At 65.2% G+C, this 18229-nt stretch carries 15 protein-coding genes; 4 read left to right on the top strand and 11 right to left on the bottom strand.

The window, feature by feature from the left end; all coding sequences use genetic code 11:
• Positions 1-244 precede the first annotated feature (244 nt).
• Positions 245-1042: a bifunctional hydroxymethylpyrimidine kinase/phosphomethylpyrimidine kinase gene (gene thiD / locus J2R78_RS29860; protein WP_168855027.1), complete on the bottom strand. Its 798-nt coding sequence runs from the start codon at positions 1040-1042 to the stop codon at positions 245-247.
• Between the two features lie 194 nt (positions 1043-1236).
• On the opposite strand from thiD, the gene J2R78_RS29855 reads away from it, so the two are divergent.
• A complete protein-coding gene (locus J2R78_RS29855; RefSeq protein WP_016845986.1) occupies positions 1237-1482 on the top strand; it encodes an Lrp/AsnC ligand binding domain-containing protein in 246 nt (81 codons plus the stop codon).
• A gap of 122 nt (positions 1483-1604) precedes the next feature.
• Here the strand turns inward: J2R78_RS29855 and J2R78_RS29850 are convergent, their stop codons facing one another.
• Complete coding sequence (locus J2R78_RS29850; protein WP_253607837.1) at positions 1605-2540, bottom strand: cytochrome c; 936 nt, start codon at positions 2538-2540, stop codon at positions 1605-1607.
• 166 nt (positions 2541-2706) lie between these two features.
• Between J2R78_RS29850 and J2R78_RS29845 the strand changes: the two genes are divergently transcribed.
• Complete coding sequence (locus J2R78_RS29845) at positions 2707-3129, top strand: CHRD domain-containing protein (RefSeq protein WP_253607836.1); 423 nt, start codon at positions 2707-2709, stop codon at positions 3127-3129.
• Positions 3130-3235: 106 nt separating this feature from the next.
• Here the strand turns inward: J2R78_RS29845 and J2R78_RS29840 are convergent, their stop codons facing one another.
• From J2R78_RS29840 to J2R78_RS29815, 6 genes are all read right to left on the bottom strand, one after another.
• Positions 3236-3682 (bottom strand): cytochrome c, encoded by a 447-nt coding sequence (locus J2R78_RS29840; RefSeq protein ID WP_141340701.1) that lies wholly within the window; start codon positions 3680-3682, stop codon positions 3236-3238.
• Between the two features lie 103 nt (positions 3683-3785).
• Positions 3786-6095 (bottom strand): xanthine dehydrogenase family protein molybdopterin-binding subunit, encoded by a 2310-nt coding sequence (locus J2R78_RS29835; protein ID WP_253607835.1) that lies wholly within the window; start codon positions 6093-6095, stop codon positions 3786-3788.
• A 128-nt stretch (positions 6096-6223) separates the two neighbouring features.
• The gene (murJ, locus tag J2R78_RS29830; protein ID WP_253607834.1) at positions 6224-7753 is read right to left on the bottom strand and encodes a murein biosynthesis integral membrane protein MurJ; all 1530 of its coding nucleotides are present in this window, start codon (positions 7751-7753) and stop codon (positions 6224-6226) included.
• Positions 7754-7796: 43 nt separating this feature from the next.
• Entirely contained in the window at positions 7797-8948 is a 1152-nt protein-coding gene (locus J2R78_RS29825; protein ID WP_229159036.1) for a DegT/DnrJ/EryC1/StrS aminotransferase family protein, read from the bottom strand.
• Positions 8949-8978: 30 nt separating this feature from the next.
• Entirely contained in the window at positions 8979-9995 is a 1017-nt protein-coding gene (locus tag J2R78_RS29820; protein ID WP_229159034.1) for a Gfo/Idh/MocA family protein, read from the bottom strand.
• 251 nt (positions 9996-10246) lie between these two features.
• Entirely contained in the window at positions 10247-11659 is a 1413-nt protein-coding gene (locus tag J2R78_RS29815; RefSeq protein ID WP_028341623.1) for a mannose-1-phosphate guanylyltransferase/mannose-6-phosphate isomerase, read from the bottom strand.
• Positions 11660-12025: 366 nt separating this feature from the next.
• Between J2R78_RS29815 and J2R78_RS29810 the strand changes: the two genes are divergently transcribed.
• Together J2R78_RS29810 and J2R78_RS29805 are read left to right on the top strand one after the other, a co-directional pair.
• Positions 12026-13012: a lysylphosphatidylglycerol synthase transmembrane domain-containing protein gene (locus J2R78_RS29810; RefSeq protein WP_253607833.1), complete on the top strand. Its 987-nt coding sequence runs from the start codon at positions 12026-12028 to the stop codon at positions 13010-13012.
• A gap of 10 nt (positions 13013-13022) precedes the next feature.
• The gene (locus J2R78_RS29805; protein WP_253607832.1) at positions 13023-14033 is read left to right on the top strand and encodes a glycosyl transferase; all 1011 of its coding nucleotides are present in this window, start codon (positions 13023-13025) and stop codon (positions 14031-14033) included.
• 5 nt (positions 14034-14038) lie between these two features.
• Here the strand turns inward: J2R78_RS29805 and J2R78_RS29800 are convergent, their stop codons facing one another.
• Genes J2R78_RS29800 through J2R78_RS29790 form a run of 3 tightly spaced genes read right to left on the bottom strand, consistent with a single transcriptional unit; the run spans position 14039 to position 18153 of the window.
• Positions 14039-14980 (bottom strand): NAD-dependent epimerase/dehydratase family protein, encoded by a 942-nt coding sequence (locus J2R78_RS29800; protein WP_253607831.1) that lies wholly within the window; start codon positions 14978-14980, stop codon positions 14039-14041.
• Positions 14977-16191, bottom strand: coding sequence for a glycosyltransferase family 4 protein (locus J2R78_RS29795; protein ID WP_253607830.1), 1215 nt, complete (start codon positions 16189-16191; stop codon positions 14977-14979). Before J2R78_RS29795 ends, J2R78_RS29800 begins: the two co-directional genes overlap by 4 nt.
• 48 nt (positions 16192-16239) lie before the next feature.
• Complete coding sequence (locus tag J2R78_RS29790) at positions 16240-18153, bottom strand: nucleoside-diphosphate sugar epimerase/dehydratase (protein WP_028338296.1); 1914 nt, start codon at positions 18151-18153, stop codon at positions 16240-16242.
• Between the last annotated feature and the right edge of the window lie 76 nt (positions 18154-18229).

The raw sequence follows: 18229 nt of genomic DNA, 5'->3' as shown, positions 1-18229 counted from the left end.
AAGGCCCCACAAACAGTTGACGAGAATCAGCAGCACGCCCCTTCCCTGCGGATAACAGCAGCGTGCGACAATCTGGCGACATCGGCGGTCGCGGCTGTGTGGAAGAGGCGTTGTGTTGCCTGCACAGCGCGATGGAACAACGCGCGGTGCGTAGCCCGGATGGAGCGAAGCGCAATCCGGGGTCCTGCATCCGCGGATGAACTGGTCCCGGATTTCGCTGCGCTCCATCCGGGCTACAAGAGCGTCAGTAATATCCGTGGAAGTGATGCACCGGCCCATGGCCGTGGCCGACGGCGAAGCGATCGGCTTCGGCGATCGCCTGCGTGATCCAGGCCTTGGCGTTGCGCACGGAGGTCTCCATGCTCTCGCCCTTCGCGAGCCCTGCGGCGATTGCCGAGGACAGCGAGCAGCCGGTGCCATGCGTATTGGCGGTCGCAATCCGCGGCGCAGCCAGCGCGATGCTGTGCTCGGCGTCGATCAGATAGTCGATGCTCTCGGCGCCGTGCCCATGGCCGCCCTTGACCAGCACCGCGCGACATCCCATCGCCAGCAATCGCTTGCCTTGTCGCTCGACGTCGGCCTCGCTTGAGGCGACCGGCTCGTTCAACAGCGCCGCCACTTCCGGCAGGTTCGGCGTGATCAGCGAGGCCAGCGGAAACAGCAGGACCTTCAGCGCATCGACCGCCTCGGCGGCAAGCAGCCGATCACCGGAGGTTGCGACCATCACCGGATCGAGCACGACATGGCGCGGCGCCCAGCGCCTCAGCCCATCGGCGATCGCAGCGATCGTGTCGGCCTGCGCCACCATGCCGATCTTGACCGCGCCGACCTCGAGGTCGGAGAACACTGCATCGATCTGGGCGGTGACGAATGACGCGGGCACCGGATGGATGCCGCTGACCCCCATGGTGTTCTGCGCGGTCAGCGCCGTGATCGCGGAGGCGCCATAGACCCCGAGCGCGGCAAAGCTCTTGAGGTCGGCCTGGATGCCCGCCCCGCCCGAGGAGTCCGAGCCGGCAATGGTGAGCGCGACCGGCGTCATCTTGCAGCACCGGCGGTTGATACGAGTGAGACCATCACGAACAAGACCATGGCCTGTCCTAGCCCGGCCGCCGATCGGCAGCAAGTTCGCCTGACTTTACCGCAAGTTGGCTCACCTTGACCCCTTGCCTCGCCCCTTGCCTTGGCCGCCCGTTTTGGGCCTATAGTCACGGAAATCCCCCGGAGACGACTTTGATGGTTCCTTTCTTCGTCCAGATCAAATGCAAGCTCGGCCAGTCCTACACCGTCGCCAACGCACTGGCGGAGGCCGAGATTGCGTCCGAGATCTATTCCACCGCGGGCAACTACGACCTCCTGGTCAAGTTCTACGTCGACCACGACACCGACATCGGCCATTTCATCAACGAGAAGGTTCAGGTGATCCCGGGCATCCAGGACACCCTCACGATCATCACCTTCAAGGCGTTCGGCGCGAAGTAGGACGCGCCCGCGAGAGCATGATGAGATTTAGGTCGAGCTTGAACGGCGTCGAAAGTTCACCTCTCCCTTGGGAGAGGTGAACCGAAACCGCGGCGAGCCGATTCAACCAAACCCATCCCGCTTTACAATTCCTTCTCCTTCTCCTTCTTCACCGGCTTCGGCGGTCCCTCGACCGGCGGCAGCGACTTGATGTACTCGGCGATCGCGTCGCGGTCGGACGACGACAGTTGCGAGGTGTTGCGGATCACGCGCACCATGGATCCGCCCGCGCTATCGCCGTCCGGCGTCTGGCCGCTCTCGAGGAAATAGGCGATATCCTTCACACTCCAGTCCGAGATCCCCCTCGGCGTGATGTTGGGCACCCAGCCTTCGCCCTCCGGATTCGGACCACCGGCGAAGCGCTGCGCGGTGACGATGCCGCCGAGGACATTGCGCGGGCTGTGGCACTCGGCGCAATGGCCGAAGCTGTTGACGAGATAGGCGCCGCGGTACCAATGCGCCGAGCGGCTTGCATCCGCGATGAACGGCTTGCCGTTCATGAACAGGAATTTCCAGACCCCGACATTGCGCCTGATGTTGAAGGGAAACGGCAAATCGTGGTCGCGCACCTTGCCGGCGACCGGCGGCAAGGTCTTCAGATAGGCGAACAGGTCGCGCACATCGCTGACCCTGGCGTGCTGATAGGACGGATACGGAAACGCCGGGAAATAGTGCGCGCCCGATGGCGAGGTGCCCTTCATGACCGCGGTGACGAAATCGGCCTCGCTCCAGCGGCCGATGCCGTCGTTCGGGTCGGGCGAGATGTTCGGCGCATAGAAGGTGCCGAATGGCGAGGGGATCGCGAGCCCGCCGCCGAGCTTCGTGCGGTCGTCCTGCTTCGGCACGGCATGGCAGGAGGAACATCCCCCGGCATTGAACGTTGTGAGGCCGTTGGCCAGGTCAGGCTGATAGGCAGGCAGCGCGTCGGCGGCAACGGTCGCGGGGATCGTCAGCCACCAGAACACACCAAAGCCGATTACGCCGGCCAGAATCGCCAGGAGGAAAATTCGTCGCAGCATTCACCGATCCGTCATTGGTCGCGTCAGTTCATGGACCAGTATGATGGCAACCAGTCGGACAAGCTCGCATCAAATTTGCCGCACCCAACGATCATTTGGGGAATAAATCCGAAAAACTGCTGTTTGAAGATTGCAACCATCCTGTGCCGTCAAAGGGGAGAGAACCATGTCGAACAAGACCTTGCTTGCCACACTGACGCTCGGCGCCGCCGTCGCCCTTGCCGGTCCGGCCTTTGCCGAGAAGTTCACGGCGAAGCTGGATAGCAAGAGCGAAGTGCCGCCGAATACCAGCACCGCCACCGGCACCGCCGACATCGACTACGATGCCGCCAGCAAGAAGCTGAGCTGGAAGCTGACCTATTCCGGCCTCTCGGGTCCGGCCACCGCCGCGCATTTCCACGGCCCCGCCGAGGCCGGCAAGAATTCCGGTGTCGCAGTCGCGATCCCGAACGCGACGTCGAGCCCGGTCGAAGGCAGCGCCACGCTGACCGACGCGCAGGCCGCCGATCTGCTCGCCGGCAAGTACTATGTCAACGTTCACACTGCGGCCAATCCGGGCGGCGAGATCCGCGGCCAGGTGACCAAATAACAAGTGACGAAGTAATCGTTCGCGACGCAACGCCAACAAGAAACGGCCGACACAAAAAAGGGCGGACGCCCTAAAGCGTCCGCCCTTTTCGTTGATGGAATGGCGATCAGCCCTTCTTGACGCGATAGGTCTCGTGGCAGCCGCCGCACTGCTTGCCGATCACGCCCAGCTCGGCCTTCAGCGTATCGACGTCCTTGATCTTGCCCTTGGCATCGGTGACGACCTTCGCGAAGCTCGCGGACTGCTGCGCGAAGCCCGCCTTGTCTTCCCAGATTTTCGGCGAAGGGGCGTAATCGCCTTCCAGCTTGACGCCTTTCATGCTCTCGGGGAACAGCGTCGGAAGCTGCTTGGCGGTATCCTCGAACTGGGCCAGCGCGGCATTGACGGTCGCCTGGTCGTAGGGCTTTTCGCCCTTGATGATCGCCGACAGCGCACCCGCATTCTTGCCATTGTCCTTCATCATGGCCTGGGTCTTCTTGACTTGATCCTGCTGTGCAACGACTGCACCGGCACCGAACGCCAGCACCGCAGCAACGACGACAATCCGCTTCATCGGCAAAACCCCTCAATTCCGCTCTGTCCCGGTCCGCGATCTGCGGCCGGCCTGGTTTGCAAAACACCGCGGGCGGAATCTTCATTCCGCCTGCGACAATTTATCAGAGATTATGGCGGCGCTGCGCCTCGCGGATCGCGATCCAGACCCGTTCCGGCGTGGCGGGCATGTCGATGTGGTCGATCTTGTACTCGCGATGCAGCCCCTCGACGATCGCGTTGACGACCGCCGGGCACGAGCCGATCGCGCCGGCCTCGCCCGCGCCCTTCACGCCCATTGGGTTGGTCGTGCAGGGCACGTTATGGGTCTCGAACACGAAGGACGGCCCGTCGGAGGCGCGCGGCAGCGCATAGTCCATGAAGGTGCCGGTGACGAGCTGACCATCGGTCGGGCTGTACACCGCCTGCTCCATCAGCGCCTGCCCGATGCCCTGCATCGCGCCGCCGTGAACCTGGCCGGCGAGCATCAGCGGATTGAGCGTGACGCCGAAATCGTCGACGATGACGTAGCTGACGATCTTGATGATGCCGGTTGAGGGGTCGATCTCGACCTCGGCGAGATGGGTGCCGTTCGGATAGGTGCCGTCGGCGCTGGCGAAGGTCGCGCTGGCATTCATCTTCGACGTATCGCCGCCCGGACGTTTGGCGAGATCGGCAAAGCTGATCGAGCGGTCTGTGCCGGCGATGCGGATGCGGCCGTCGGCGAATTCGAGGTCGCCGGCGCCGGCTTCCAGCGCCTGCGCCGCGAGCTCCTTCAGCTTGTTGCCGAGATCATGCGTCGCCCGCTGCACGCTGACGCCGCCGGACGGAATCGATGCCGAGCCGCCGGTGCCGAGGCCGGTCGCGATCTTGTCGGTATCGCCCTGCAGCACATGGACGCGCTCGGGCGGCACGCCGAACTGCTCGGCGACGATCTGCGCATAGGCGGTCTGGTGGCCCTGCCCGCTCGACTGCGTGCCGATCAGGATCGAGATGTCGCCGTTGGGATCGAGCGCCACATTGGCGGTCTCCTCGCCCATCGTGCCGCAGACCTCGACATAGCTTGCCATGCCGATGCCCCGCACCAGGCCCTCCTTCCTGGCGGCCTTGGCGCGCTTCGGAAATTCCTTCCAGTTGGCAATCTCCATCGCGCGCTTCATATGCGCGACGAAGTCGCCGGAGTCGTAGACCTTGCCGGTCGCGGTCGTGTAGGGCAGCGACTTCGGCGGAATGAAGTTCTTCCGCCGGATGGCGTCCGGCGTCATGCCGAGCTTGCGCGCAGCGGCATCGACGAGGCGCTCGATGACATAGGCGGCCTCCGGGCGGCCGGCGCCGCGATAGGCATCGACCGGCACCGTGTTGGTGAACACGGTGCGGACCCGGCAGTGGAAGGCCTGGATGTCATAGAGGCCCGGCAGCATGCCGGCGCCGCCATGCGGGATGTAGGGCGCGAAGGTCGAGAGGTAGGCGCCCATGTCGCCCATCAGGTCGACATCCATGCCGAGGAATTTGCCGTCCTCGGCGAGCGCCATCTTCGCGGTGGTGAGATTGTCGCGGCCCTGCGCGTCGCCCATGAAATGGTCGGAGCGCTCGGCCGTCCATTTGATGCTCTTCTTGAGCTTGCGCGCGGCCACCGAGATCAGCGCATATTCGCGATAGGGAAACAGCTTGGTGCCGAAGCCGCCGCCGACATCCGGGCAGATCACCCGCATGTTGTCCTTCGGCATCTTCAGGACCATGTCGCAGAGGATCTCGCGCAGGCGGTGGCTGCCCTGGCTGCCGATCGTCAGCGTCAGATGATCCTTCTTGGCGTCGTATTCCGCGACCGCGGCGCGCGTCTCCATAAAATTTGTGATGACGCGCGGATTGACGATGGTGATCTCGGCCACCGCATGCGCCTTGGCGAACGCGTCCTCGGCGGCCTTCTTATCGCCGATCGAGACGTCGAACAGCACATTGCCGGGCTTGTCCGGCCACACCTGCGGCGCGTCCTTCTTCACCGCATTGACGAGGCCGACCGCCGCCGGCAGCGGCGTCCATTTGACGTCGATCGCCTCGATCGCGTCACGGGCATGATCGACGGTGTCGGCGACCACAAAGGCCACCGCGTCGCCGACATGGCGCACCTCGTCCTTGGCGAGGATCGGATAAGGCGGTGCGGTGAACGGATCGGTTTCGAGATTGAACAGGCACGGCAGGCCGCCGAGTTCGGCGACGTCGGCGGCGGTCAGGATCAGCGCCACGCCGGGCATGCCGCGGGCCTTGCCGGCATCGATCGTGTAGGTCGCGTGCGCGTGCGGCGAGCGCAGCATCAGCGCGTGCAATGCGGGAGACGGTGCAACGTCGTCGGTGTAGCGGCCCTTGCCGCGAATCAGAGCGTCGTCCTCCTTGCGCCGCACACTTTGTCCGACGCCGAATTTGATGGGAGCTGCCATCGTCTCTCCAATTGCCTTGGTGTGTTTTGCGCATATTGGCGTGGTTGTCGCCGAAGCGCAAACCGCTTTCCGCCGCGCGCGGCGCTATCACACAGCGGCCTCCTATGCATTTGATTTGACAGGTAAAACTATACGCGGCGGAGCGCGAACAGCCAGCCGCGGCCGAACAGCATGAGGATCAGGAGGGCGTAGACGAAGACGCCGACCGCAATCAGCAGCAGCAGGATCAGTTCGTCGCGAAAGATCTGCATCGGCGCGAACCACACATAAGCGAAATGCGAGGTCAGCCACAGTGCGACCGCGAGCAGCACGCCGCACAGCGCGAAGGTGCCGAACGAGCGGATCAGCGCGCGATCGAGCGCGAGGTAGCCGCGGCGCACGGCAAACGTCAGCACCAGCAGCAGATTGACCCAGGCCCCGACCGCGGTCGCGAGCGCGAGGCCGACCTGCGCCAGCGTGCCGACCAGCGCGATCTTCAGCGCGACGTTGACCGCGACCCCGGTCAGCGCCGCTTTCACCGGCGTTGCGGTGTCCTTGCGAGCGTAGAAGGTCGCGACCGCGCTGCGGATCATCACGAAGGGAATGAGCCCCACCGCATAGGCCGCGAGCGTGGCCCCGGCGCTTGCCGCATCGGCCTTGGAGAACGCGCCGCGGGCGAACATCGCGCGCATGATCGGATCGGCGACCGTCAGGAACGCCGCCACGAACGGCACCGAGAACAGCAGCGTGAAATCGAAGGCGCGGCGCTGCGCGGCCATCGCGCCGGCGTGATCGTCGGCGCTCAGGCGCCGCGACATCTCCGGCAGCAGCACGGTGCCGATCGCGATCCCGATCACGCCGATCGGCAATTGATTGAGGCGGTCGGCATAATACAGCGCCGACAGCGCGCCGGCGGGCAGGAAGGTCGCGATGATGGTGTCGGCGAACAGCGCCACCTGGGTGCCCATCGAGCCCAGCGTCGCCGGTCCCAGCGCGCGGAAGAAGCCGCGGACGTCCTCGTCGAGCCTCAAGGGCGCGAACCGCGGCAGGCCGCCATGGCGCGCGAGGTCGCCGGCGAGCAGGAAGAATTGCAGGAAGCCCGAGATCAGGACGCCCCAGGCCGCGGCGTGGCCCGCGCTCGGGAAGAACGCCGCGAGCGCCAGCGTCATCATCATGGCGAGGTTGAGGAAGATCGGCGCCGCGGCGGCGCTGGCGAAGCGATGCATCACGTTGAGCATGCCGCCATAAAGCGTCACCAGCGTGATCAGCAGCAGATAGGGAAACGTGATCCGCGTCAGCTCGATCGCGAGCTTGCGCTGCGCCGCGTCCTCGGTGAAGCCCGGCGCGAGGATGCTCATCGCCTGCGGCATGAACGCCATCGCCACCGCCAGCAGGATCACCTGCGAGGCGAACAGCAGCGTGAAGATGCGGTCGGCGAACAGCCGCGCCGACGCTTCGCCCTTCTCGCCATGGACATGGGCATAGGCCGGCACGAAGGCGGCGTTGAAGGCGCCTTCGGCGAAGATCGCGCGGAAATGGTTGGGCAGCCGCAGCGCCACGAAGAAGGCGTCGGCAACCGGCCCGGCACCGAGGATCGCCGCGAGCATGATGTCGCGCGCGAACCCGGTGACCCGCGATAGCAGGGTATAGCCGCCGACGGTGAAGATGCGTCCAAGCATGCGCTGCTTCTAGCGCATGATTGCGGTCTGAAAAAGTTTCCTATCAGGCTGAAAGCGCGCTGCGCACAGCCGCGATGACGCGGTCCTGGGCCGCCTCGTCGAGATAGGCGTGCATCGGCAGGCTGATGACGTCGTCGGAGAGGCTTTCGCTGATCGCTAGGCCGCCGTCGGCGACCGGGAAATCACGGTAAGCGGTCTGCTGGTGCATCGACTTCGTGTAGTAGATCGCCGTCGGAATGCCTTGGGTCTTCAGCGTCGAGGCAAAGGCATCGCGGTCGGCCCCTTTCGGCAGGCGGATTGTGTATTGCGCCCACACCGAGGTGCAACCTGGCGCAAGGCGAGGCACGGTCACGATATTGCCGAGTCCGCGCGCGTAGCGCTCCGCCACTTGGTTGCGTGCCACGATCTCGTCGTCAAAAATCTTCAGCTTCTCGAGCAGGATCGCGGCCTGCATGGTATCGAGCCGCCCGGTGAGGCCGAGGCGGACATTGTCATATTTGTCCGAGCCTTGCCCGTGCACACGGATGCTGCGTAGCGCGTTCGCAAGTTCGTCGTCATTGGTAAAGATCGCGCCGCCATCGCCGAAACAGCCGAGCGGCTTTGCCGGGAAGAAACTGGTCGCGGTCGCAAGCCCGAAGGTGCCGAGCTTGCGGCCCTTGTAACTCGCGCCAAAGCCCTGGGCGGCGTCGTCGAGCACGAACAGGCCTTCGGCTTCGGCAACCGCAGCCACCGCGTCATGATCGGCGCTCTGGCCGAACAAATCCACTGGAATGACACCAACCGGCTTTAGGCCACGCGACATCGCGGTGGCGATCCCGCGCTTGAGCGAATTGATATCGATATTGAATGTCGTCTCGTCCACATCGACGAAGAGGGGTGTCGCGCCGGTGAGCGCCACCGCTTCGCCGGTCGCGCAGAACGTGAAAGACGGGCACAGCACGGCGTCGCCCGGCCCGACATTCTTCGCCATCAGGACCATCAAGAGCGCGTCAGTGCCGCTGGAACAGCTCACCACATGCTTTGCGCCGCTATAGTCCGCCAGCGCCTTCTCCAGCGCGGTCACTTCCGGGCCATTGACGAATTGGCAATGGTTGAGCACGCGGGCGACTGCATCATCGACCGATTTGCCGAGCCGCTGGCGCTGCGCGGCAATGTCTATGAAGGGAACAGGCTCTGGACGCATGTGTTGGTTCATGAAGCTTTCGCGCGTGTTTTCAAGTTGCAATTAGCTGGCGATGCGGCGCGGCCCCTTGCGCATCGTCGAGGCGGCGGGCCGCGCGGGCGATTCCAGGCAGCGGATCGCGATCTCGAGGCTCGCCACGCCCTCGTCGCCGGACACCGCCGGCAGCTTGCCGCCGCGTACGGCGTCGAGGAAGGCGATCAGTTCGGCGCGCAGCGGCTCGTCATGCCCGACCGGCAGGTGACGCATCGAATAGCTGCCGTCCGGCTTGAAGCCGAAACATTCGGTGACCTGACGCGTGAGCAGATCGCCCATCACATACTTGCCGCGGGTTGCGACCGTCACGTTGCGCGCCTTGAACGGCGTCAGCCAGTTGGTGTTGATGTGGGCGAGCACGCCGGAAGCGGTGCGGAACTGCAGCAGCGCGATGTCCTCGCGCTCGGCGACGGCGCTCGAGAGCTGCGGCTGCACCTCGACGATATCGGACTCGGTGAACCAGCGGATCAGATCGATGTCGTGCACGGCAAGATCGATCACGACGCCGACATTGGACATTCGCGGCGGGAACGGGCCGACCCGGGTGATGCCAATCGACAGGATGTCCTCGCCCGAGATCGCCTTCTTGATCGCGGCGACCGCCGGATTGAAACGCTCGACATGGCCGACCATCAGCGTGACGCCGGCCCGCTCGGCGGCCGCAACGATCTCGCGGCCCTCTTCGACCGTGGACGCGACCGGCTTCTCGACCAGGATGTGAATGTTGCGCGCGATGCAGGCGAGCGCGATCTCGTGATGCAGATGGGTGGGAGCTGCGATCGTCACCGCATCGATGCCCTCGGCGAACAGCTGATCGAGGCTTTCGAAGGCGCGGCAGCCGACCAGGTCGATGGCGCGGGTGCGATGTTCCGGCAGCGGATCGACGATGCCGATCAACAGCACCCCGGGCAGTCCGGCCAGCACGCGGGCATGGTTGCTGCCCATCACGCCGGCGCCGATCACGCCGACGCGCAATGCGCGGCCAATATCGGCCTTCGCGCCGGCTGCGGACACTTTTGCATTCATATCGTAGACCCCAAGTAACGTTCTGGCGGTTGTCCCGGCTTCTCAGGGAGCCATCCCGGCTCCGAGGGAATCAGCACCAAGGCCCCTCTGCCCGATCCGCGCCTTTGGCGCAAATCACGACCCGCTTCGTTGGCAGCCGCTATAGCACGGCGTCACAAATGTGGCGAATGCCAACGGCGAAATCCGGACACGTTTTGATTCAAAGAGTTACATCGCCCGCGACTCGATCTTGAGCGCGGGGCCCGTTCGCCTCAGGTGCGCCGATAGTCATCCTCGATGCGGATGATGTCGTCCTCGCCGAGATAGCTGCCGGTCTGCACCTCGATCAGCTCGAGCTGGATCTTGCCCGGGTTCTCCAGCCGGTGCACCGCGCCGATCGGGATGTAGATCGATTCGTTCTCGTGCACCGTCTTGATCAGCTCGTTGACGGTGACCTGCGCGGTGCCGCGCACCACGATCCAGTGCTCGGAGCGGTGATGGTGCTTCTGCAGGGACAGCCGTCCGCCCGGCTTGACGACGATACGCTTGACCTGGTGGCGATCGCCATTGTCGACCGACTGATAGGAGCCCCAGGGGCGATGCACCTTGATATGATTCTCGGTCACCTCCGGCGCCGCCACTTTCAATTTCGCGACCAGCCGCTTCAGCCCGTTGGCGTCCTTCTGGCGTGACACCAGCACGGCGTCCTGGGTCGCGACCACGACGAGATCGTCGACGCCTTCGAGCGCAACCAGCGCCCGGTCGGTCGAGACGTTGCAATTGCGGGAGTCCTCGAACACCGCAGTGCCGCGCGCAGCGTTGCCGAGGCTGTCCTTGTCCGACAGCTCCCAGACCTGACGCCACGAGCCGATGTCTGACCAGCCGCACGCCACCGGCACCACCGCGGCACGCGATGTCTTCTCCATGACCGCGTAGTCGATCGAGATCGCCTTCGCCGCGCCGAAGGCCTGCGCATCGAGCTTGACGAAGCCGAGATCGCGCGCCGCCGACGCAACCGACTGCTCCACCGAGGCGACACTGTCCGCATCGACATTGCGGTACTCGTCGAGCAGCACGCCGGCCCGGAACATGAAGTTGCCGCTGTTCCAGAGATAGCCTGCATCGATATAGCCCGCCGCCGTCGCGGCATCCGGCTTCTCGACGAATTTCGCCACCGTGCGCACCTCGCCGGCGACCGCCTCACCCGGATTGATGTAGCCGTATTCGGTGGCCGGCCGCTCCGGCTTGACGCCGAACGTCACGATGCGGCCGGCGTCCGCGGCCACCAACCCGCCGCGGCACGCGGCGACGAAGGCCGCGGTGTCCCGCACAAGATGGTCGGCGGCCAGCGCCAGCACGATCGCTTCGCTGTCGCGGCTCTGCGCGAACGCCGCACCGGCCGCGATCGCCGGCCCCGAGTCGCGACGCATCGGCTCCAGCAGCACGTCGGCCTCGCGGCCGATCTCGGCCAGTTGCTCCAGCACCATGAAGCGATAGGCCTCGTTGGTGATCACGATCGGACGCTCGAAGAGGCCGGCGTCGGAAACCCGCAGCAGCGTCTCCTGGAAGGTCGAGCGGGCCCCGAACAGCGACAGGAACTGTTTCGGATGCACCTCGCGTGACGCCGGCCACAATCGCGTGCCTGCGCCGCCGCACATGATCAGGGGAATAATTCGTCGATCCATCGATGCCTCAAATCCTGTCGTGCAAGTCCTGTCGTGCAAGTCCTGTCGTATCCGCCTGCGGACGACACACCAAATCGGCCCGGGCTGTCGCGGCCGGCGGCCCTGTCGCCTCGGAAGCACTATCCAAGCAGTAGCACGCGCCCCCCGCGCGTCTGGTCGGATTTTACCGGTAACGTAAACCCCCGGTGAGTGGCCGGCCGTCCCCCGTTCCGGCCTCTTTAGCCACCCCTTCGCGCCTGCCGCAATAGGGACCAGTACGGGTATTGCCAGATCGGCGCGGAAACCATACCAAGGCGGCGAATTTGGGCGCGCGAAAGCGTTTTGCGCTGTTTTTGACACATTCTGAAACCTGGCAGCCGAACGGAAATGCGCCGAATCCTGCTTTCGACCGTCAAGATCCTGATCTCGGCAGCGCTGCTCTATTTCTCGCTGCGCAAGGTCAATCTGTACGACCTTGCCTCCCGTATCCAGGCCGAGAGCCTGGGCTGGCTCGGCCTCGCGATCGCGGTCACGTTCCTGCAGATCTTCCTCGGGGTGTTGCGCTGGCGGGAGATCAGCGTGGAGTGCGGAGCCCCGCTGGAGACAGGCCAGGCCATGCGCTTCAACGTGATCGGCACCTTCTTCAACCAGACACTGCCGTCCTCGATCGGCGGCGACGCGGTCCGGCTTTGGCTCGTCGCGCGCGCCGGTGCGGGCTGGCGCGCAGCCACCTATTCGATTTTCGTCGACCGCGCGATCGGACTGATCGCCCTCGCCGTCGTCATCGCCGCCACCCTGCCATGGAGCTATCGGCTGATTTCTGATTCCCACGGCTGGATGGCGTTGCTGCTTCTCGACCTCGCCGCACTCGCGGCCGGATTTGGCTTCCTGCTGATCGGCGTGTTGCCTTGGGTCTGGCTGAAGCAATGGTGGGCGACGCATCACATCCACGCCTGCGCGGTCATCGCGAACCGGGTGTTGTTCAGCCGCAAGCGCGGATTGAGGGTCGCAATTCTCTCGATCGCCATTCACGTGGTGACCGTCGTGATCGCCTGGTGCGTGGTGAAATCGATCACCGCGCCCGTCACCTTCGGCCAGATATTCCAATTGTTGCCGCCGGTGATGCTGATCACGATGATGCCGATCTCGATCGCGGGCTGGGGCGTACGCGAGGCCACGATGGCGCTGGCCTTCGGCTACGCCGGATTGATCGCCAATGAAGGCGTCAACATCTCGCTGTTATTCGGCGCGGTATCGTTCGTGGTTGGCGTGTTTGGCGGCCTGGTCTGGATCCTGAGCCCGGAAAAGGCCGCCAAGGGCACAGAACCGATCGAAGTCCCGGGATCGCAATCGCGAGTCCCGGGATCGCAATAGCCGGACCAGAATGAGCGCTTTCGAAATCCTCCTGTCATTGATCGCGGCGGTTCTGGCTGCGTCGATCTCGGCTGTCCTGATCCAGGCGACGCGGCCGCTGCTGCTGCGTGTGGCGCTGGCGAAGCCGAATGCGCGCTCGTCGCACCGTATTCCAACGCCGCAGGGTGCCGGCATCGCGGTCACGGCGGCGACGCTGCTGGCGGGCGGAATCGTCATCGTCCTGGCCGGATCGCAGAACCTGACTATTCCCTTCATCGTGTTCGCGGCCTGCCTGTTCATCGCGGTGGTGGGTTTTGCCGACGACATCCGCTCGCTGCCCGTCGTCCCGCGGCTGCTGCTGCAGGCCGCCGCCGTTGCGGCCGTGGTGTTTTCCGCGCCTGATGGTCTCAGGCTGGTTCCGGCCGGCCCGGTCTGGCTCGAACGCGGCCTGCTGCTGATCGCCGGCCTCTGGTTCGTGAACCTCGTCAACTTCATGGACGGGCTCGACCTGATGACCGCGGCCGAGGCCGTGCCGATCACCGTGGCGATCGCCCTGCTCGGCAGCTTCGGCTATCTCCCCGCAGCTCCCGCGCTGGTCGCGGCAGCGCTGTGCGGCGCGCTGCTCGGCTTCGCGCCGTTCAACCGACCGGTCGCAAGGATATTCCTCGGCGATGTCGGCAGCCTGCCGATCGGCCTGCTGCTCGGCTGGTGCCTGCTCGAGCTCGCCCTGCACCGGCAGTTCGCCGCCGCGCTGCTGCTGCCGCTGTATTATTTGACGGATGCGACGGTCACGCTGTTTCGCCGCATGGCGCGGCGCGAGCCATTCTGGGCCGCGCATCGCTCGCACTTCTACCAGCGCGCGACCGACAACGGGTTCACGGTGTGGCGCGTCGTCGGCGAGGTGTTTGCGCTTAACGCGGCGCTGGCGCTGCTCGCATTCACCTCGGTCGCCCTCAATTCGCTCACTGCGGACATCGCGCTGCTGCTGGCCGGCGCGCTCACCGTCGCCTGGCAGCTGCGGCGGTTCTCCCGACCGCTCTGATCGCCTCAGCTGTCCGTTTGACGCAGCGCGCGCCGCAGCCCCTCGTCGAGGCTGATCGGCTGCTGCCATCCGGTGCCCGCGATCTTGGAAAGATCAAGCTCGAGCGAGGCGAACAGGCTGTCATAGGCTTCCTTGCGGCCGCTGATCCCGAGCGCCATCTTCAACAGCAGCGGCGGCAGCCAGAACAGACGCGGCGAGGTGTCCGCCGCCCGGGCCAGACGCTCGACGAATTCCCGCGTCGAGACCTGCTCGCGGTCAGCCACCAGGAACACGTCGAAATCATCTCCCGGGTGCGACAACCGGTGCAAGATGAACGACGCGAGGTTTTCCGCCGACAGGAACGCGCGGCGATTCTTCACATAAGCGAGCGGTAGCGGCAAGCCATTGAGCACCGCGCGCTTGAGCAGGGCGAAATTTCCCTTCGCACCGGCCCCGTAGATTAGCGGCGGCCTGATGACGGTCACCCTCATGCCGCTGCCCGGCACAATTTCCTTCAAGCCGACCTCGGCGGCCGCCTTCGAGTTTCCGTAGAGGCCGCGCGGCGTCAGGACATCGTCCTCGCGAAACGGAGGACGCCCGTAATTGCTGCGCCCATGCACCAGGATCGTGCTGACGAAAATGAAATCGCGAATGCCCGCAGCGACCGCGGACCGCGCCAAATGCAGCGTGCCCTCGATATTGACGTTGCGATAGAGCTCTATCGCGCGTTCGTCGGACTGCTGATGAACGCGGGCCGCAAGATGCACAACCGCCTCCACCCCGTCGAGCGCGGCGCGCCAATCGGTGGCGGGACTGAGCGAGCCGATCATCACGTCGTTTGCATCGCGCGGTGGAGTTCGCACCGCGCGTCGCACCACCCAGCCGCCGCGCGCCAGCGCGGGCACCACATGGCGGCCGACAAAGCCGCTGGCGCCCGTGACCAGAACCGTCCGGTGACCATTATTCATACCGTCCGCTCCACATCGCGATTGGATAGCAGCTCCCGGACCAGCGCAGCGTAGCTCGCGAGCGCCCGCTCGGGACTGAAGTTCCGCGCGGTCGCGACGGCGCGCTCGGCCATCGCGGCGTCCCGCGATCGCGACGCCAGGCGGATGGCTTCGGCGAGTTGATCGGGCCTTCCCGGCGTGACGACCCAGCCCAGCCGGTTTTCGCTGACGGTGAGCGCAGCCTCGGCCTCTGGCTCGGAGACGAGAATGACGGGCCGGCCGGCAGCGAGCAGATTGTAGAACCGGCTCGGCACCGACACGCCGGCGACATCCTTGCGATAGGGAATGAGCCAGACGTCTGCGCTGGAGAGCAGCGCATCCAGCTCGCTGTCCGCGACGCGGTCGACCAGCGTGACGTTGGCAAGCCGCGCGGTGGCCCGCAGCTCCTTGAGCCGCGCGAAGCCGATGCCCCACCCCGAGAGCAGAAAATGGATCTCGCCTTCGTCACGCAGCAGCCGCGCGGCCTCGAACACGATGTCCGGATCGTGGGTGAAGCCGAGATTGCCGGACAGCCCGACGACGAAGCGCGCGGCGATCGCCTTGCGAAACGGATTGTCGGGGCTCACGGGACGGTTGCCGGGCGCGAGCGTGGCCCAGTTCGGGATGAACCTGATCTTGTCCTGTGTCATTCCGCCATAGCGCAGCAGCAGCTTCTCGGCGTCGCGGCCGATCACGATGACAGCGTTCAGGGCCCGGAACATCAGCGCGTTGATCGCGCGCATCGCCCGCGCGACCAGCGAGGACGGCCGCAGCAGCCCGGCCATCACGAGCACATCGGGAAACAGGTCGTGCAGGATCAGCGCCGACTTGGCCCCCTTCAACCTTGCCGCGGCGGCAACCGCATAGGGCAGCGCGAAGGGAGCGGTCACCGTCAGCGCCACGTCGCCCCGCTTCAGGCGCGACAACAGCGCAAAAAAGATCCGGCCGGTGAACAGCGCCTCGGCCAGCGCGCGCTTGATCAGCGCCGCCTTTCCAGGCAGCCAGTTCCTGATCTCGACGACGGCGGGACGCCCGGGCGCCGGCGCCCGCGCCGAGCCCGGCATCCCGGAGACCACCATCACCTCCGACTCCTGCGCGATCCGTTCGGCGATCGCAGACATGATCGCGGCGGTCGTGCTGTGGTCCGGCGGATAGTGCTGGCTGACGACCACGACTTTTCGAGAACTACGCATCAATGGCTTTCGAAACGGTCCTGTCTCGGCGTCCGCAGAACGGCGCGGTCAGGCGGCATTCGATCCGAACTCGGGCACGGCGTCCTGAAGGACGGCGCGGATGGTCACACGGTCATCTCTCTCGATCGCATCCTCCAGCGCCGCGAGCCACTTGCGCAGCGTCGACATCGGAGGCTGGTTCGGCTTGGCCGCCATGACGCCGGCGACCCCGATCTCGAGCGTCGGCTCCTGGCTTGCGAACAGGATCTCGTTCAGCCGCTCGCCGGGGCGGATGCCGCTAAATACGATCTCGACGTCGACGCCGGGTTGCAGGCCCGACAGACGGATCATCCGCTCGGCGAGATCGACGATCTTCACCGGTTGCCCCATGTTCAGCACATAGACCGAGACGTCAGGCCGCGCCGGCGTCACGGCGTGCGTCGCCGCGGTGATCACGAGATCGCAGGCCTCGCGGATCGTCATGAAGTAGCGAACCATGTCCGGATGGGTTACCGTGATCGGTCCGCCGGCCTCGATCTGCGCCTTGAATTTCGGCACCACCGATCCGTTGGACGCCAGCACATTGCCGAACCGCACCGAGATCAGCCGCATGTGCGGCTTGCCCTTTGCCTCGGTCATCAGGTCATGGTCCAGCGCCTGGCAATACATCTCGGCGAACCGCTTGGTCAGGCCCAGCATCGACACCGGCTCGATCGCCTTGTCGGTCGAGATCATCACCATCGCGCTCGCGCCCGCGGCATGCGCGGCGTCGGCCACGTTCACCGACCCGAAGATGTTGGTCTTGACCCCTTCGCTCCAGTCGCGCTCCAGGATCGGCACATGCTTGAGCGCCGCGGCATGGAACACGATGTCGGGCTTGAACTCGCTCATCAACCGCGTGATGCGCTCGCGATCTCGGATATCGGCGATCCGGCCCTCGATCTCGGGGCCGGAGTCGCGCGCGGACAGCGCCTCGGTAACCGCATAGAGCGCCGGCTCGGAATTCTCCACGACCAGGAGGCGCGCGGCGCCGAAGGTCGCGACCCGTTCGCAGATTTCGGCACCGATCGAGCCGCCGCCGCCGGTCACGATGACCGACTTGCCCCTCACCAGCGTCTCGAGCCGCGCGTAGTCGATCTTCTGGCTTGGGCGCAGCAGCAGGTCCTCGACGGCGACGTTGGTCAGTCGCGGCGCGTCGCCGCCCTCCAGCGACGGCAGGCGACTGACCATCACGCCGAGCCGCCTGGCGCGCATCAGCACGCTTTCCGGATGCGCTTCGGGTTCGAAGGCCGACGGTGTCATGACCACGCGCTTGATCGGCCGCTGGCGGGTCTCAAAATCCCGAATCACGGCCTCGATGTCGTCGACGCCGCCGACCACGGGAATGTTGCGGATCATCTGGCCGCGGTCGGCGTCCGACGGCGAGAGCACACCGACCGGCCAGAGCCGCTTGATGGCACCATTCTCGATGCCGCGCAGCACGACTTCGGCATCGGCCGTACGTCCGACCAGCAGCGCCGGCGCGGCGTTGTCGGATCGGGCATGCAGCCGCGTGCGCGAATAACGGAAATAACGGTAGCCGAGGCGCAACGCGCTCAGCGCGAACACCTCGAGGAAGAAGAACAGGATGATCGTGACCCGGCCGAGGAACACCGGGCTTTGCGAATTCGTTCCGGTGAAGAAGTAGACGTAGTCCAGCACGACCAGTGCCAGCGTCAGCACGGATGCGACCCGCAGGATATTCACTGCGTCCGGCAGCGAGGTGAAGCGCCATTTCGCCGTGGTCAGATTGGAGAAATAGCTGACGAAAATGCTGAACAGCACGAACCAGGGCAGAATCAGCAGCAGATGCGGCAGTCGATCGGTAAGGAGGCTGCCCTCAAAACGCAGATAGAAGCTCGCCAGCAACGCAAACGTCGTCGCGAGCGCGTCATGCAGCAAAATCAGGAAGTTGCGCAGGGTAAATTGTGAAAGACGCGTCATCTAACGGACGGGTTGCCGGCAACTGGGAGTTTGCGGTGAGACATTTGGCAGGCTGATAGCGTATCTGCAGCGCCCT

Origin of the sequence: Bradyrhizobium sp. USDA 4538, assembly GCF_024171045.1 — a bacterium.
Classification (GTDB): Bacteria; Pseudomonadota; Alphaproteobacteria; order Rhizobiales; family Xanthobacteraceae; genus Bradyrhizobium; species Bradyrhizobium australafricanum.
Note: the sequence above shows the minus strand (reverse complement) of the source record. Positions and strands in the feature narration are given on the sequence as shown.